Origin of the sequence: Chitinophaga flava, assembly GCF_003308995.1 — a bacterium.
In the GTDB taxonomy this organism is placed as follows: Bacteria; Bacteroidota; Bacteroidia; order Chitinophagales; family Chitinophagaceae; genus Chitinophaga; species Chitinophaga flava.
The window spans coordinates 1,049,522-1,065,287 of the sequence record NZ_QFFJ01000002.1; the positions used below are offsets into that span (position 1 = coordinate 1,049,522).

Genomic DNA, 15,766 nt, shown 5'->3' on the forward strand with positions numbered 1-15,766 from the left:
AAAGGTAGCGGAGAAAACTGAAGCAAATCTGAATAGTGATAAATACATTGACAGCCTTGTTATTCCGTGGTTTTTCAATAGTAAATATGAAAATTTCAATCGATTGCGTATTTTGATGAAAGATTCCCTTTTGTTATGAAAAACAGGTGTACACTGATATTGACAGGTATGTTGATGGTAGCTGCTTCCATGGATGCGTTGGCTTCTCGGGCTTGTAAAAGACAACGCTCCGGCTCCGGTACTGTATCTCCCATGGATGCGCAAGTATCTTCTTCATCAATCCGCCCCGAACTCAGGCTGATAGCAGCCACTGTATCTCCTATAAATGCCTGGGCTTCTTCTTCATCAACAAGCCCGGGCCCCCGGCTGATAGCAGCCCCTGTATCTCCTCATATCGCCCGCATCAGCGGCGATACTATCCGGGTGGTGAACGGCATTACCCAGTCTTTCACCGTCGATAGCCCGGAAGACGAGGGACTGGTGCTTATCCGTCCTACAGTGGCTGATCTGCTGGCAGAAGTACAATCGGCCAGCCCTGGAAATATCAGCTACCAGATAAACACAGCCGATGGAGTCTTGAAAACCGCCGGCATTATTACTGCGGGTGACCGCCTCACCGTCACTAACGCCCAGGGGAGTACGATTTACCAGTTGTGGCCGGAAAATAAGGCGCTGACAGGGCAGCTGCAGTTACTACAACCTGCAATCAGCGCAGGAACCAGCAAAGACCTGATCCTTCAATACACCGCCGGACAAAGAACACCGGATGCTACCATCATGATTTATTTTCCCGCCGGTATCCGGATAACACCGGATAATACAACTGTCAACGTGATCGGCAGGGGAGATGTGTTGCTGAAGGACCTGGACAAGCAATCCATTGGACGCACCGGCACCCGCTATTCCTATTCCAAAGTAGGAAGCGTGGATATTCAGTCTGCGGCCGACGGAGGCAGTGTTGTCATCTTCCGTCACCTGGATCTGCGCCCGGCCAACGGCCCCGATCTGGTTCTGAAAGTCCGTAATGTAGTTCTGACAGCAACAGGGCAGTATCCCTTTAAAGCTATGTATACAACAGCAGCACCTGCTGTGCTGACCAGCTCCGGCGCCGGCACAGAAACAACCCTGCTGAATGTAGTGTCTGGCATCGCTGACTTTGAACGGATCATTGTAAACGATAAACCTTTTCATGCTCTGGAAAAGGCTACCCAGGCCCGGTTCCGCTGGACCTCCACTGCTGGTAACGTACAGTTGCTGCAATCATCGGACAGCGGTAAAACCTGGATACGGGCCAATGCCCGTATAGATGCCGCCAGCGGCACTGCCATCGTAACAGGACTGCAGCCCAACAAATTGTACCAGTTCAGGCTTTCCACCAAAGAAGGTTTTTCCAATATTGCTGCCTGTTACAGCGGCAAGCTGGATGTACAATATTTTGGTATCCATGGTGATGAGGAAACAGACCATACTGACCGGATCAACGCTGCCATCCGTTATCTGCACGATATCGGCGGTGGTACCTTATTCTTTGGCAAAGGCATCTACAACGTACGCACAGTACACCTGCAAAGTAACGTGTACCTGTATGTGGACAAAGGCGCTGTTGTCCGCGCCATTAAAGGGGCTGATGCACCGGAAGCCACCTGGTTTTCTGATAAGGCCTACCGTGCCGGCCTTTCACCAACAGATCCGGGGCCTTATCTCGATCCCGAAAACTATCTCACCAAACAGGATGTAGGGCATCATTATTTTCATAATGCGATGTTCTTCGGGGAAAGGCTGGACAACATCAGGATCATCGGTAATGGCCTCATCACCGGCAATGGTAATCTGGTGACCAGCGACAAGGTCATGAACAATCCGCCCGATAAACGCGCCGATAAAATGTTTTCACTGAAGTTGTGTACCAATGTGGAAATCGGCGGTATCGCCCGTGATAATGATCTGTGGTATGATCCGGAAAAAGATGCACCCTACTACGCCGGTAAAAACGGATCGAAAATAACAGATGATAGTAATATGCTGCAGATAGATCGTGCCGGCCACTTCGTACTGCTGGCCACCGGTACAGACACCATCTTTGTGCACGATACCTACTTCGGCAAAAACAATCAGAGCAATGTCCGCGATATCTACGACTTTATGGCCTGTAACCAGGTGACGGTCCGTAATATCTATTCCAGGGTCAGTTCCGATGATATCATCAAACCGGGATCTGATTGTGCACTGGGTTTTACACGTCCTGCACGCCATTATCGCGTGCGTAATGTGATTGGTGATACCAACTGCAACCTGTTTCAGATTGGTTCAGAAACGGCCGACGATATCATGGATGTCTGTGTGGACAATATCTATGTGCTGGGCGCCAACAAAGCGGGTTTCTCCATCTCCACCAATGATGGTGCACATGTAAAGGATATCCATCTCAACTGTGGTCATACCGGTCCGGTAAATCAACGTTCCAAAATGTTCCGTACTACTGCTCCTTTCTTTATCTCCATCTCCAACAGAGGACGTATCATCGGAGCTACAGTAGGTAAATACACGTTTACAGAAGAAGGCCATAAAAGAACAGAGCTGCTGGTGCAGAATGTGAACATCGGTCAGGTAGAAAACATTCTGATCAATGGTATTGATATCGCGGAAGTGTACAGTGGCAGCTCCTTTGGAGGAGATGTTCGCTGGAAGCCTTTTGATGGTTCGCAGAAGCGCGCCACATCCATTATAGCGGGGTATCAACTACCGGAACCGGCAGCCGTGGAGGGAGGGCTGAACTTTGCCCTGCCTGATGGACGGCATACCGGGTATATCAGAAACGTGATATTTCAGGATGTACATATTACCGACAAGGGCGGCAATCCCTTATCCGACACCAGTCAGCGACCACCGGAGCTGGGTGTTGGCCAATACAATGTCGGTAATCTGAAAGTGCAGCCGGCTTACGGGCTATGGGCCCGTCATGTGGAAGGACTTAGCATTCAGGAAAGTTCCTTCCGCTACGAAAAACGAGACAGCCGTTTTGTATTATATTTCGATGATGTAAAAAGTGCCGGCATTTCCAATATCAAAGTGGTAAAAGCTGCGGATGCTTTATCAATCATCGGACAAAACAGGTCTTTCGGCATTCAGCTGAAAAACATTGTCTGTTATCAGGACGAATGGGGCAAATCGCCGGCAATGGGGGCAGTAAGCAGCCGGTAGTAAACATAGGCGCAGATAAGGGCCGCTGCCGGAAATACGTACAAGCTGTATCCATAAAGGGTTACAAAGGCCATCGCCACACTAAGGGCCATGCTCAGCAGATTAAATCCCAGTGGTGTATTGGTCCGCAGGGTTTTGAAATTAATAGCCTGTGTAACTTCCTCCGGTTTGTCGTTGGACGCATGAAACCCCAGTATCGTCATCCATCCCAGCGTAATGAAATAAAAGATGATCATGTCCCGGAACTGAACAAGGCTTGTCGATAATGTCAGAAACAAAGGAACAGATACGATTAAATCAATACAGATCGGAATAATCAGCAGCGACAGATATATCCTGAACATCAACCGGGAATTTCTGGTCATCAGCAAATGTTGATAAGTACGATAAATATGTCCCCAGACATTGTTATGCACATACGTGAAGACCATCAGACTACTGAACAACATATAGACAATGTAACCATTGCCCGGCCTAAGTTCTTTATGTTTATGCTGTTTGGTCATCGCTATCACCAGAATCGATGTCTTAAATACCAGTCCCGCGATCAACGGAATGATGATGGGTCTGGTTTTGCAGTAAATCCTGATCACATAGCTGTAAACACTGGCTGTGCCGGAAGTTTTGTATAGTTTACTTCCTGTGTCAGCGGGTTCTTCTTTTACCTTGTTTTGCCAGGCAATCCATATCACTAAAGACAATGGCAATAAAAGGGGGGATAACGGAAAGGTATACACGATAAGTATACCAGCTAGTATAAAGATGATAAAAGCAATGCCAATATGTTTACGGGTGTAGAAGGCCGTTTGTAGCAAGAGGCAGAAAACACCCGATGCAGCCAGTACTCCGATAGTGTTGAGTGCATTTAATAAGGTGAATTGCTGGTTTATCACCGGGATGAGCAACAGGCAGAAGGTTATCAGTACATAAAACGGTGATACAAGGTGGTAGCCGGCTGCTATACAGGCCCGCTGCGTAAAACTCACCGGATCAGCAGGGCGGAATAAGTTTACCTTGGGCTGGTAGACAGGAAAAAAAAGATAACCAGGAGCGAATGCAAATATCACCAGGGTAAACCAGGTCAGTTTGGTCTGATTGAAATTCGCAAGCATCAGGCTGATGATAACAGTGTTTAATCCGGCCGCCAGTAGTATCACCAGGCGTACAACGAGGGTTGTGGCTTTGTCGCATTCACGGATAAAGTTGCCCCAATGGGCTTTCAGCAGATAAAGTAACAGTCTCATATGGAGTTCAGGTTAACCAGTTGAGCGAAGCGGTGTTGATACCGGCTGGATTGATCAGTTCAAGCAGTTGTTTGTCGAGGTCTTTGGCACCGCCATTGGTAAAGCTTTCCTTATCACCATCAAACGCTACTTTTTTGTCGTGCAGCACACAGAGACGGGTAGCAATTTTATCCACATACAACAGATCATGAGAGGAGATGAGTACCAGTTTGCCGGGAGCGGCCGCAAATTCTTGCAGGAAGCCAGCCAGCTTGTGACAGGTCACGGGGTCGAGGTTGGCAAAGGGTTCATCGAGCAACAAAATGTCAGGTTTGTGGAGAAGGGCTGCCATGATGTTGAGCTTCATGCGCATGCCGGAAGAATAACCCTTGATAAGTTGATGGATGTCGGTAGTGTTTTCAAAGAAGAAAAGGGACAGGCTGTTGATGCGTTCCTTAATATCGGCGGGAGCCATTTTGTAGAGCAGCCCGCTGAATTCCAGGTACTGGTAGCCGGTGAGCTGCTCTATCAGATAGTCGAACTGACTGACGAGGCCGATTTTTTCCTTGATAAGAATTTTGTTGTTGTCAAATACCTGGCCTTTAATCAATACTTCGCCTTTGTCCTGGGATATAAGGCGGGCAATGATGTTGATAAGGGTGCTTTTACCGGCACCGTTTTTGCCTAGCAGACAACAGATGTCATGGGGTTGAACTGTGAGATGGATGTCGTCCAGTACCAGTTTACGCTGGAAACTTTTCGAGATACCTTTTAATGTGATCATAGGCAGCTTATTTAGCCCCGCCTGCTCTTGTTGCTTTATCGATAGAGAAGACGAGATTTTTTTCGTTGATATCTTTCAGGGGAACTTCCTGGTCGTTATCAAGGCCGCGGGTGAAGTACACGTTTGTCTTCAGGGTTTGTCCTTTGTCAAGCCCTTCTTCAAACAGCGCTACACCATAGAGTTCCTTATCTTCTGAGGAAACAGCGGCGATACGCAGGATAGCAATATTGTAGAGACCGTTGTTTTTTACAGTAACAACGCCATTATGGTAGGTATAACTGAGCCCTTTGATCGTAGCAAGATAATATTGGTTCTGATTGGTTGGGGCCTTATAAGTCTGGCATCTGGCTGCAAGCGGGGAGGCCGCCAGCAGCAGGGCATAAAACAATCCTTTCTTCATGAATTAAGTTAAAAATATATTACAAAAATACATTTTATTTTTATACGACGATTTGTGTTTAATTTCGTAAAAAATAAGGATGTGATGTTTTCAGTGGAGAATGTTTTCTCAGCAAACCGATATCCCAATGACCTATTCTAGATTATTCCATCCTGTGCTTCTGGTACAGGAAATTATACATACGGGGACTGCTCAACTGGAAGGAGAAGAGAAGAAACGAGTCAGCATCATCAATACACTTAGTCTGGCTTCCATCGTATTATGTCTGATTTTTGGCACTGCGATTTATTATCTTACCGGCAACATCCGGATATTACTCCCCGCCTACGCTGAAGCCCTGTTGTTTGTGGTGGTGCTATTGTTTAACCACTTCCGGCTGCATAATACAGCAGCTATCCTCACCGCCTTGCTTCATAATACTTCCATCGTTTATTTCAGCATACTGATGGGGATGGTGGCGGAAGTTCATTTGCTGTTCTTTTTCCTCGTAGGCGCCGCTCTGACTGTTTTTCAGGGCAAACCACTGCTGATATCCGTCAGTATTGCCATCTCTGTAATATGTCTGGTACTCTGTGAACTCAATTATTATTACAACGTTATACCGCCGCTGGACCTGTCTCTTTCCGATCAGTTCCTGATCCGCTGGGTATCTATTCCTGCCATCCTGGTGCTGGACGTGATCACTATCTACATCTATGTGCGCGGGCTGCGGCGAAAAAATGTTTTATTGCAAAGGAAAGCGGCAGCCCTGGAAAAAGCAGACAAAGACAGCCGTCGTCAGGCGATGGAAACCTCTCATGAGATGAGGAATCCTTTTAACGCAGTATACGGTATCACGCAGGACCTGCTGATGAAGGTGCAGCAGAGTGATAAATATCCCGAATTAAAATCCTCTGTGGAGCATCTATATTCCGCCTCCCATAATGTGTTGCAGATTCTCAACAATAATCTTGAACATCACCGGTTAGAGGAAGGCGTTACTCCTCAACTCGAAACCAGTACTTTTAATTTGCGGGAATGGGCTGCGGAAACCACGAATATTTATCAGTATATCGCTAATGTGCGGGATGTGCAGATTGCGCTGGAGATTGAGCAGGGGATGCCCGCATTGATTGAAGGAGATAAAATTAAATTGACGCAGGTACTCAATAACCTGTTGTTTAACGCGATTAAGTTTACACATGCGGGCAGTACGGTAACCGTGCAGATCAACCAGGCGTTGCCTAACTGGCAGCTGCATGTAAAAGACAGTGGGGCCGGTATCCCGGAAGAAAGGCTCTCTACTATTTTTTCGCCGTATGTGTCTGAGCAGCATGCTTTTGGTGGCACCGGGCTGGGACTGCCTATTGTACAGCGTTTTGCGGAACTGATGGGAGGCACGGTGTCTGTAGCCAGCAAGGAAGGGGAAGGGTCTGTATTTACCTTGACATTACCGCTGGTGGCCGCAGAAGAAAAGGTGGCGGAGGCGTCTGTATCGAAACAGCTCACCATCCGTTCTTTCAAAGGGGTGAAAGCGCTGGTGATAGATGATAATGAAATGAGCAACATGATATTGTCCCGGTTTCTGGAACGAATGGAGTGTGAAGTAGTGTCGGCGCTGAGCGGGGAGGAAGGCGTGAAACTGGCGGACAGTATGCATCCGGACATTATTTTTCTTGACTCCCATATGCCGGACATGGATGGAAAGGATACGCTGGCTGTTCTGCAAAGTATGCCGGTGGTCCGCAATGCCATTGTTATCGCGGTTTCCGGCGATGCCGCCGAAACTTCCATTGGTGATTTACTGAAAGCAGGTGCCAATGGTTTCATGACCAAACCCATTGACCTGAAAGCCCTGAACGACCTCATGATAAAATACGAATCACGAATTGCGAACAAAAATGCGAAGTGAGAATTCGCAGCTTCGCCCGCAATTCGTTATTCATGATTTACTGTTTGTTATACCAACATGCCATAACGGCTGGTATCCCTGGTACTCCAGGAGATATTTCCCTCCATCATATGTTCCAGCATCAGTATATAACGGTCCAGCAGCGCGGCATCATGCCGGGAGCTGAGTGATAGCAGCATTTCCGCTGTTTGCAGAAACTGTTTCACTTCGTTGTCGTGAATGGCAGCGGCTTCGTGGACAGCGTTTTCCAGTGCCAGCTGTTTTTTGTTTTTGATCATCATCACGAGGTTGAGTTCGTCGCCCTGCTCCAGTTCCTTTGTATAGGAGAAGAGGTCGTTGGCCCAGCAGATGGTGCGGCTGCAGAGCAGGCCCAGTTCTTTGATGAGGGGATCGTGGTACCAGGCGGATGGCAGGTGTACGTTTTCCATAATTTCTGCCAGGTCGAGGAAGAAGTTGGCTCCGCCGATGCCCGGACGGTGCAGCATATAATCTTCCAGGGAGATGCCGCCGGTGGCCGTGACATTTTGCATACGCCAGCTGTTGGACATAAAAGCGGCCTGGAGGCTGGTGGTAAAGCGCTCCTGCCAGGTTACGGGGCCTATCTGCTGCATCCGCAGCCAGATGTCCTGCATGGCCAGTAACAGTGGCGGGTCCTGGTGAGGAGTGGCCACATATTTTCCTTTGAGGATACCGATCATACTGGCGGCCAGTGTTGCGAAACTGGTACCAGGGTCGTTGAGTGTGATACGGTCTATTTCATCATCCCACAAAAAGAGCAGGGTGTTAAAATCGGCTGCAATACAAAGACGGAAGAGGTCGGCATTGGGGAACATACGCGCCACCATCCAGGTAAATTTTTGTTCCTGGTAAAGATGCCATTGACCGGAGCCATTGTCCAGCCCGAATTTCCGGACCCAGGCAACGGTATGCCTGTCAGCTTTTGTTACCAATGGATTGAGTTTTCCCGGGAAAGGGCAGTAGAGCCCTGGAAGTGTTGTTGTTTCCATAAAACTGAATATTTAATTGTTATAAATGCGGGGATAGGTGCGTACGTTAGGTGCTTGGTTCCTGTACCGGTAGTAAATAGTCTTCACGGATCAATAAGCTCACACGTTGGCAGTTAAATTAAAAGCCGGGATAGTTGGCAGGGCAAAACGGGCGCACCTAAAATTAAGATTGCGCCGCAAAATAGCCGCAGTTATTCCGTTGCTGTTTTTTAAGGCTGGAAGAGGCCGCTGGTGGCTGCGGCAAAGGAACCGGCATCGGTCGGGATAGTGGTTTGCAAGTGGTAATATATGCCCGTCAGAGGGGGTAAATGACCGTTCTTTCTGAGGGTCATTGTATTGTATCACTAAATTTTTTTTGCTGACAGATAGTACTTAATGAGGGGAAACGTAGTTGGTAGAGCGTGAACTAATTGTTTAATCGTATTTGCTGTCATGGCAGCAAGCATTATTCATTTGTAAACATGCGTTTTAGAATCAAACTATTGGCAGTACACCAGGAAACAGTCATTCCCATTAACTACCCCTATGCCTTATCGGCAGTGATTTTTAAAATATTACATCAGGCTGATGAAGAATACGCCGCTTTTCTGCATGAGAAGGGCTATTCCCGGCCGGGTTCCCTCAAAGTATTCAAACTGTTTTCTTTTTCAGAGATCAGGACGGCTTTCCGGATAGAGGGCGACAGGTTTCGCCTTTTATCCAGGGAGGCGGTTTTTACGATCTCTTTTCATCTGCCGCAGGCAGCAGAGAATTTTATCCGGGGACTGTTTCTGAATGAGATCTTCGAGATTGGCGACCGGCGCAGCAAAGGCGTATTTAACGTAGCTGCGGTACAGGTGGTGCCTTCACAACTGGATGACATCCCGGATAGCGAAATCCGGGAAGTATTGCTGCAACCATTTTCTCCGTTGGTATGCGGCACTAAAAATGACCGGGGGTATTACGACTTTCTGTCGCCACACCATCCCGATTTTGTAAAACAACTGGTATACAACTGGCGGGAGAAATTTATCACCCTATATGGTGAAGAACAGGCTGATAGCGTATTTGGACCTGTCAGCGTGGAAGTGGTGATGATGGATAATCCTCCTAAATCCCGTTTGATCACCATCAAGGCAGATACACCACAGGAGACCAAAATCCGCGGTTATACCAACTTCCGGCTCAAAGTCAAGGCTGCCGGGCAGGCGCTGAGGCTCCTGGCGGATGCAGGAGCCGGCGTGTATAACAGCTCAGGTATGGGCAGTCTCCAGATAGTGTGATGCCGAAAAAATGTCTTTCGACATGAAACAAATATTCCAGACCTATACCGGGAATGCCATGCTCAATGCATCTTTGATGACCATCGAAGCCATGGCCCAGCTTTCTGCCGTAACGGACATTACCCCCGAACTGCTGTTGCAACTCTGCCAGGAAAAAAAACTCTGGCAGGTAAACAGTCGGCTGAAGAACTATTCCATGCTGTTTACCATCAACGGCCCACTGTATTACGAAGATGGAGGCGTGGTATACAATGCTTTGTTCCGGGAGATCATCAACACAATAGAGCTGGAAGGTGACAAGGTATGCGAACTATCGGGGCTTCGGTTCAACCGTTCTTTTGAAACGGTTTACCGGGATGCACTGCTACGTATAGGCCTTTCCGGTAGGGAGATAGAAAAAAGAGACTTATCCATCAACAGGGTATGGGTGCCACTGATCGGCAGCATAGGATCGGACGCACAGGCTTTGCCCCAGGCCAAGTTCATGCCGGCCATACATCCGGTATGTATTGTGCTGCTGCAGTTTCTGCCGCTTTCCTCACTGTTATACAGAGGAGGAATATTTTTGGTAGACTCTTCCGACTTTTATTTTGCACGCACTTATGTGCAGGAGAACTATAACATCCTGCTGAGGTCCATTGAAAGTACTTCTGTGGCCTCGCAGATAACTAACCAGTCCTTTTCCAAAGGACACTATCTGTTGATTGCGCTGAAGATCCTGTCTGAAAAAGAGGATGTCTCCGATGTATATGCAGACCTGAACCTGTGGAGTTTTACCAACTCCGGTACCGGCGCCGCCTGCGATATAGACCGTATCCCCTGCAGCCTGCTGCGTAAGCTATACTGGCTGAATGACACAGATATCAGGAAAGAACTGGAAAACATCCTGCGTACAGAAGCTATCAGCCATAAATTCCTCGACGCGCTGGAGGGCAATCAGGAGTGGAACCTGCTGTATCCCAATAAATTCAAGAAAGTGGTGCATAAAGGAGTATCGGTGCGCTTCTTTGAAACGTATATGCGCATCACCGGCAATGATGCGCTGCTGCCATATGCCCGTTATATAGCTACCCTGATCCGGGAATACAAAAGCATTTCATTTGACAGCTACCTGCGCAGCACCGCTGCCTGGCAGGAAAAAGACTATCGTGCAGATCTGCAGGCGGTGCTGGTGAAAGCAGCCAGGGATGGCCGCTGGAGCCTGGCCCATCATCTGCATATACTCGACAGTCAGCATCTGCCTGTCAGAAGCGGTAGTTATCAGTTGTACCGCTGCATCCATTTTTATTATCAGCGGAATGTTTCTGAAACAGTGATGCCGTCAGCCACAGCAACCACATCACCGGTAAAACAAGTCTGTGAATGGATGATAGCCCTCATACAACAGGATGAACTATCCTGGAAAATTACGGCTGATCTCACTGACCCGCAGCGGTATTTACAAGTGGTATATACAGAAATGCTGTGTCGTGCCTATGATCGGCCCGGCGTGGAACTGGAAACGATATTCCACGCTTTAATGGACCCCAAAAAATATGCGTTCAGAAGAGCCGGACTGAATGAGCTGTTAAGAGTCTTCTTCAGTCAGCCGGAACAACAGCAGTATACTGTCAGGGCGCCGGAACAACCGGCAGAATGGGAGCCTGCCACTGCTGTACAACAATGGTTCAGGGATATCCGCGCACTAGCTGCTGATTACCAGGCGTATTATTATGATGCTTATCGTCACCGGGAAACAGGAGTGCCTCCTTACGGAAAATTCTTCCGGATGGTCAACAGTATCCCACAGGAATCCGGACTTTTTTTATACCGGTTCAGGGAAATCCTGGACAACACCAACAATTATCTCAAGGAAAAGGGGCATTCGCAAAGCTGGTCTGACAGCATATTGTACAACCCCAATGGAGATTTGGCATTACTGTTTACCGGAATGGCCCTGAAGTTAAGTCTGCTTAAATTATACAAACATACACTGGAACATCAACCTGCAACTCCCATTCTTTAATCCATTACACGATGGCAATATTAAACAACATTACCGGCGCATTACTGATAGACGCCACAGCCGCCTTTTTGAACGGAGCCGGCTTAAGCAACGGAGAAGATAAGAACAAAGTCATACCCAAAACATTCTGGGAAAAAGTAAATAATCGCTCGGAAGAAGTGCCTTATGTGTCTGCCCAGGCCTGGCGCCGCTGGTTGCGTGATACCACCAACGAAGAAAATAACTGGTCTCCCAGTGAGCTGCGTGGTATCAAGGAATCTGAAAAGGGCAGTACCAATAAAATCGCTACTGAACTTAATCCTATAGATTTTCCGGAAGATGATCTGTTTGGTTATATGAGAAGCGGAAAAGGAAAAGAAGAAACACTGCAACGGACATCTCCCTTTAAATCTTCTGTTCTCAAAGGCCTTCGCAATATGCGTACTTTAAGTACAGACGAAGCTTTTGTACACCTGAAGGATGGAACACCTTTGCCTTATGCTACAAAATTCTATTCCACCCATCTGGAAGGTTTTTTTAACCTCGAATACTATCGTTTAGGCGTTTACGATAATATGGGTAGCCGGCAGGAATTATCTGCAGCATTATTGGAAAAATATAAGAGTAGTTTCCGGGAAACAACCCTGCATGGCAAGTTTAAGCGGTATGAGCTGAAAGATGCTGCCCTTACCAGAAAGGCCAGGGCTGCGGGATTACTGAAAGGGCTGGGGTATATGCGTGGTGGCGCCAAGCAGGCTGCTTTTGGTGCCGATGTATCACCTAAAGTGCTGATCCTTGCCGGTATGGAATCTGCCAACCCGGTATTCAACAATATTTTCACCGGTAGTGGTGAACGGCCGGGTATCAATCTGGATGCATTGAGAGAAATAGCAAGAGATTATCGGCATAAGTTATCGACTCCTGTATATGTTGGCATTCGGGCCGGTTACTTACAGGACGAAGAAAAAATAAAAAACCTGGGTGATGGTTTTGTGGTAGACTCGCCATTGGGTGTGGTACATCAGTTTACCGTCAAACATCTGCATAATGATTAATCTGCTGGAGGTGGAGTTTGCCGGCTGGACGGCCACACCACGGATGCCATTCGTGGTGTCTGGCAATGCTGTCTGTCTGCCGGCGCCATCCTATTCTTTGTTGCTGGGGCTGATAGGCTGTTGCCTGGGCCGGCTGGTGGAAGCAGGAGAGGTGGCTATAGGTTGTTACTACCGCTTCGACCATACTGCTAAGGATATGGAAACACGCCAGCGCCTTGCATTTGACGGCCGGCAGCTGAAACCACATCAGAAAGGCACCGATGTTCACCTGCGGGAGTTTCATGTGCAGCCCCGGCTCAGGCTGTGGCTGAACCGGCCGGAATGGGCAGACTATTTTCTGTATCCCGCCGGAACGCCTTCCCTGGGCCGTTCCCAGGACATCCTGAGGGTAACATCTGTGAAGACGGTGGTGGCCAGCAAAGTAGCCCAAGGGACCGTATCCGGCTGTATGCTGCCTTTCGGACCACAAATACAGGCAGGAGGCCAGCTGGTACAAATGGCGGAAGCCTACCAGGAAAATGACGGGATCGGTGCTGGCAGAACAGCCACCCACAGCGGCATATTCATCGCCATACCATGGGACAGCCTCTCCCCGGTGAGTATGCCAGACTTATATGAAATAGCGCAGGAAGGACAACAGGAGCCATTTTGTTTTTATCTGCATCCGTTTAAACATGAACGCTGATTTCTACCGGCAATTTATTGCCAAAGAGGATGGGACTACTTTACAGGAGCATACCCATCGCGTACGGACCGCAGGCGCCAACCTGCTGGTCCGCCTGCCACTTACACCTGAAGAAAGGAACTGGTTGGCGCCTAAACTGGATAACTGCTGTGTGTTGCACGATCTGGGTAAAATACACCTTGCTTTCCGAAACAGCTTTGTCACGCGTTTGCCTTTCCGTCATGAGATCATCTCTCTGTGGTTCTGTGAAAACTTCCTGCAATTGCCGCTGGATGAAAGGTTTGCTATCGCTACACATCATAAATCCGTCATCCCGCATCAAAAAATAAATATCTCTTCCGCACTCAATATTGATCAGCTCAAAAGAGACATGCAATACCATTATCACAGTAATGCGGAAATACTCACCGCCGATGTGCTGAAACAATGGCTGGAGCTGATGGAGCTGCCAATGGAGATCAAAACAGCGGAGATTAGTCTGGTGATCCCGAGAGAGATGCGTAGGACGTTACAGTTTAACGATCAGCCGAATGCCGTGCCAGACCTGAAGATGCGCCGGCAAATGTCGATGATGCGTGCGCTGCTGATGGCAGCAGATCATATCGGCTCTGCAAGACTGGAGGAACATATACCCACTTATACGCCTATACGAATACAGGATTTTCAGCCTCAGCGCAATGGCGTGTATTTTCCTTTCCGGCAGTTTCAACAGCGTTTGCAAAACACCTTCACAGATGCTATCGTACATGCGCCTACTGCCTCCGGTAAAACTGTGGCAGCGCAGAGCTGGGTATATGCTAATCAAACAACACATGCCCGCGTGTTTAATCTGTTGCCTACCACTGCCAGCTGCAACGCTGCGGCACTGCAATGGCAGCGTGTTTTCGGGAAAGAGAAGGTGACCGTATTACACTCCCGCACCTATAGCTTTTACTATGAACAACTGGAAACAGAAAACGGGGCAGACCGTCGCCAGGCTGCATGGTCAGCCAGCACTTTGTCTGCAGAATTGTTTTATCCTGTGAAAGTGGCTACCCTGCATCAATTACTGATGACCGCATTTAAAGATAAAGGATGGGAGTTTGCCCTGATCGACTATCGGAATGCTCTTTTTGTGATAGATGAATTTCACACCTATGATGCTTTGACGATGGGGCTGATGATAGCCACCGTTAAGCTTTTCAGGCGTGTGTTTAATGCCCGGTTTCTCTTTATGTCTGCCACTATTCCTGCTTTTATGATGAATTTTATGGTGAAGGAATTGTTTGATGGAAACGAAGACTGTATTGTTCGGCCAGACCCTGCTTTTGAATCAGACCGGCAGATACTGAACAGAAAACGGCATCAGCTCTATTGCAGGCCCGGAACGACCATCCTCAGCGATATTCCACTAATCAGGGAATATCTGCGCAGTCATACCGTGCTATTGATCCTTAATACTGTAAAGGCTGCACAGGATCTCTATGAAGTATTCAGTGATATTGCCACTGTTCAAATGCTTCATGGTGGCCTGCATGAAGCGGACAGGATAGACAGCGAAAAAAAGATCAGCCATCCTGATCCGGCCCAAAGACCAAGGCTGCTGATTGCGACACAGGCCGTGGAAGTCAGCCTGCAGCTGGATTACGATATCCTCTTCACAGAAAACGCACCCGCCGAAGATCTGATACAACGCCTGGGTCGTGCCAACCGGGAAGGTGAGAAAACAATCCATCCCATTGATTATATGACGCGGCTGAAACACCGCACAGTACCCGTTTATCTCTACGAACATTCCATTCGTAAAACACCGTTCTACGATAGCACCGTATTAGCAGATGCCTGGAAAACCTTGTACAACCTGGATACACAGGAGTTGTCAGAAGAGGACCTGGTAGAAGTATGTAACACCGTATACAGCAATGGCTACAACCCCATACAACAAGCCGATTTTGAACAGGGACTGAACAGCACCGTTATCCGTGACTTTGAAACTCAATGGGTGGCCGGCCATCACTACGACTGGATCAAATCATTTATTCAAAACGGCCATCAAAAGATAGAGGTGCTTTGCGGAAACCTGCTGGAATTATTCAATCAGAAACGCCTGGAGAAACGGTTTGTAGAAGCCAATCAGTTATTGGTGTCAGTATATTTTTATGAAGCCAAAAAGCAGGTGATGCATGATGATACTGCAGTGATCATTGCACCGGACCTGGAGTATGTGGAGGGAGTAGGGTATAAGGTGCGGGGAGCATAATCGGACCATGGTGGAATTGAAAGTTTATAGGTTAG

12 protein-coding genes are annotated in these 15,766 nt (G+C 48.0%); 7 read left to right on the forward strand and 5 right to left on the reverse strand.

The features are described from left to right. Window positions 1–135 precede the first annotated feature (135 nt). Window positions 136–3,201: an endopygalactorunase gene (locus tag DF182_RS20665; RefSeq protein ID WP_211327173.1), complete on the forward strand. Its 3,066-nt coding sequence runs from the start codon at window positions 136–138 to the stop codon at window positions 3,199–3,201. Here the strand turns inward: DF182_RS20665 and DF182_RS20670 are convergent. Genes DF182_RS20670 through DF182_RS20680 form a run of 3 tightly spaced genes read right to left on the reverse strand, consistent with a single transcriptional unit; the run spans window position 3,150 to window position 5,608 of the window. Continuing rightward, on the reverse strand, window positions 3,150–4,445 hold the full coding sequence (locus DF182_RS20670; RefSeq protein WP_113617707.1) for a hypothetical protein: 1,296 nt from the start codon (window positions 4,443–4,445) through the stop codon (window positions 3,150–3,152). The genes DF182_RS20665 and DF182_RS20670 overlap by 52 nt on opposite strands. Window positions 4,446–4,452: 7 nt before the next feature. After that, the gene (locus tag DF182_RS20675) at window positions 4,453–5,208 is read right to left on the reverse strand and encodes an ABC transporter ATP-binding protein (protein WP_113617708.1); all 756 of its coding nucleotides are present in this window, start codon (window positions 5,206–5,208) and stop codon (window positions 4,453–4,455) included. A gap of 7 nt (window positions 5,209–5,215) precedes the next feature. Beyond that, window positions 5,216–5,608 (reverse strand): hypothetical protein, encoded by a 393-nt coding sequence (locus DF182_RS20680; protein WP_113617709.1) that lies wholly within the window; start codon window positions 5,606–5,608, stop codon window positions 5,216–5,218. Between the two features lie 127 nt (window positions 5,609–5,735). On the opposite strand from DF182_RS20680, the gene DF182_RS20685 reads away from it, so the two are divergent. After that, window positions 5,736–7,499 carry an ATP-binding response regulator gene (locus DF182_RS20685; RefSeq protein WP_161964196.1) on the forward strand — a complete coding sequence of 588 codons (1,764 nt, stop codon included), beginning with the start codon at window positions 5,736–5,738 and terminating at the stop codon, window positions 7,497–7,499. Between the two features lie 47 nt (window positions 7,500–7,546). Here the strand turns inward: DF182_RS20685 and DF182_RS20690 are convergent, their stop codons facing one another. Together DF182_RS20690 and DF182_RS32775 are read right to left on the reverse strand one after the other, a co-directional pair. Further along, window positions 7,547–8,506, reverse strand: a complete 960-nt coding sequence (locus tag DF182_RS20690; protein ID WP_113617711.1) for a terpene synthase family protein — start codon at window positions 8,504–8,506, stop codon at window positions 7,547–7,549. 209 nt (window positions 8,507–8,715) lie between these two features. Then, complete coding sequence (locus tag DF182_RS32775) at window positions 8,716–8,838, reverse strand: hypothetical protein (RefSeq protein ID WP_262511103.1); 123 nt, start codon at window positions 8,836–8,838, stop codon at window positions 8,716–8,718. Between the two features lie 129 nt (window positions 8,839–8,967). Between DF182_RS32775 and cas6 the strand changes: the two genes are divergently transcribed. The 5 genes from cas6 to cas3 are packed head-to-tail and all read left to right on the forward strand — an operon-like array spanning window position 8,968 to window position 15,731. Next, complete coding sequence (gene cas6 / locus DF182_RS20695) at window positions 8,968–9,768, forward strand: CRISPR-associated endoribonuclease Cas6 (RefSeq protein WP_113617712.1); 801 nt, start codon at window positions 8,968–8,970, stop codon at window positions 9,766–9,768. 22 nt (window positions 9,769–9,790) lie between these two features. Then, window positions 9,791–11,773, forward strand: coding sequence for a hypothetical protein (locus DF182_RS20700; RefSeq protein ID WP_113617713.1), 1,983 nt, complete (start codon window positions 9,791–9,793; stop codon window positions 11,771–11,773). 11 nt (window positions 11,774–11,784) lie between these two features. Then, window positions 11,785–12,807, forward strand: a complete 1,023-nt coding sequence (gene cas7i / locus DF182_RS20705; RefSeq protein WP_113617714.1) for a type I-B CRISPR-associated protein Cas7/Cst2/DevR — start codon at window positions 11,785–11,787, stop codon at window positions 12,805–12,807. Continuing rightward, on the forward strand, window positions 12,800–13,492 hold the full coding sequence (locus tag DF182_RS20710; protein WP_113617715.1) for a hypothetical protein: 693 nt from the start codon (window positions 12,800–12,802) through the stop codon (window positions 13,490–13,492). Before cas7i ends, DF182_RS20710 begins: the two co-directional genes overlap by 8 nt. Beyond that, window positions 13,482–15,731: a CRISPR-associated helicase Cas3' gene (cas3, locus tag DF182_RS20715; RefSeq protein WP_113617716.1), complete on the forward strand. Its 2,250-nt coding sequence runs from the start codon at window positions 13,482–13,484 to the stop codon at window positions 15,729–15,731. Before DF182_RS20710 ends, cas3 begins: the two co-directional genes overlap by 11 nt. Window positions 15,732–15,766: the final 35 nt, after the last annotated feature.

What these genes read in the sequence shown, in the direction of transcription:
- DF182_RS20700 (WP_113617713.1), top strand. Translation starts at nt 9,791, where the DNA reads ATGAAACAAATATTCCAGACCTATACCGGGAATGCCATGCTCAATGCA.
- cas7i (WP_113617714.1), top strand. Translation starts at nt 11,785, where the DNA reads ATGGCAATATTAAACAACATTACCGGCGCATTACTGATAGACGCCACA.
- DF182_RS20675 (WP_113617708.1), bottom strand. Translation starts at nt 5,208, where the DNA reads ATGATCACATTAAAAGGTATCTCGAAAAGTTTCCAGCGTAAACTGGTA.
- cas3 (WP_113617716.1), top strand. Translation starts at nt 13,482, where the DNA reads ATGAACGCTGATTTCTACCGGCAATTTATTGCCAAAGAGGATGGGACT.
- DF182_RS20690 (WP_113617711.1), bottom strand. Translation starts at nt 8,506, where the DNA reads ATGGAAACAACAACACTTCCAGGGCTCTACTGCCCTTTCCCGGGAAAA.
- DF182_RS20680 (WP_113617709.1), bottom strand. Translation starts at nt 5,608, where the DNA reads ATGAAGAAAGGATTGTTTTATGCCCTGCTGCTGGCGGCCTCCCCGCTT.
- cas6 (WP_113617712.1), top strand. Translation starts at nt 8,968, where the DNA reads ATGCGTTTTAGAATCAAACTATTGGCAGTACACCAGGAAACAGTCATT.
- DF182_RS32775 (WP_262511103.1), bottom strand. Translation starts at nt 8,838, where the DNA reads ATGACCCTCAGAAAGAACGGTCATTTACCCCCTCTGACGGGCATATAT.
- DF182_RS20710 (WP_113617715.1), top strand. Translation starts at nt 12,800, where the DNA reads ATGATTAATCTGCTGGAGGTGGAGTTTGCCGGCTGGACGGCCACACCA.
- DF182_RS20685 (WP_161964196.1), top strand. Translation starts at nt 5,736, where the DNA reads ATGACCTATTCTAGATTATTCCATCCTGTGCTTCTGGTACAGGAAATT.
- DF182_RS20665 (WP_211327173.1), top strand. Translation starts at nt 136, where the DNA reads ATGAAAAACAGGTGTACACTGATATTGACAGGTATGTTGATGGTAGCT.
- DF182_RS20670 (WP_113617707.1), bottom strand. Translation starts at nt 4,445, where the DNA reads ATGAGACTGTTACTTTATCTGCTGAAAGCCCATTGGGGCAACTTTATC.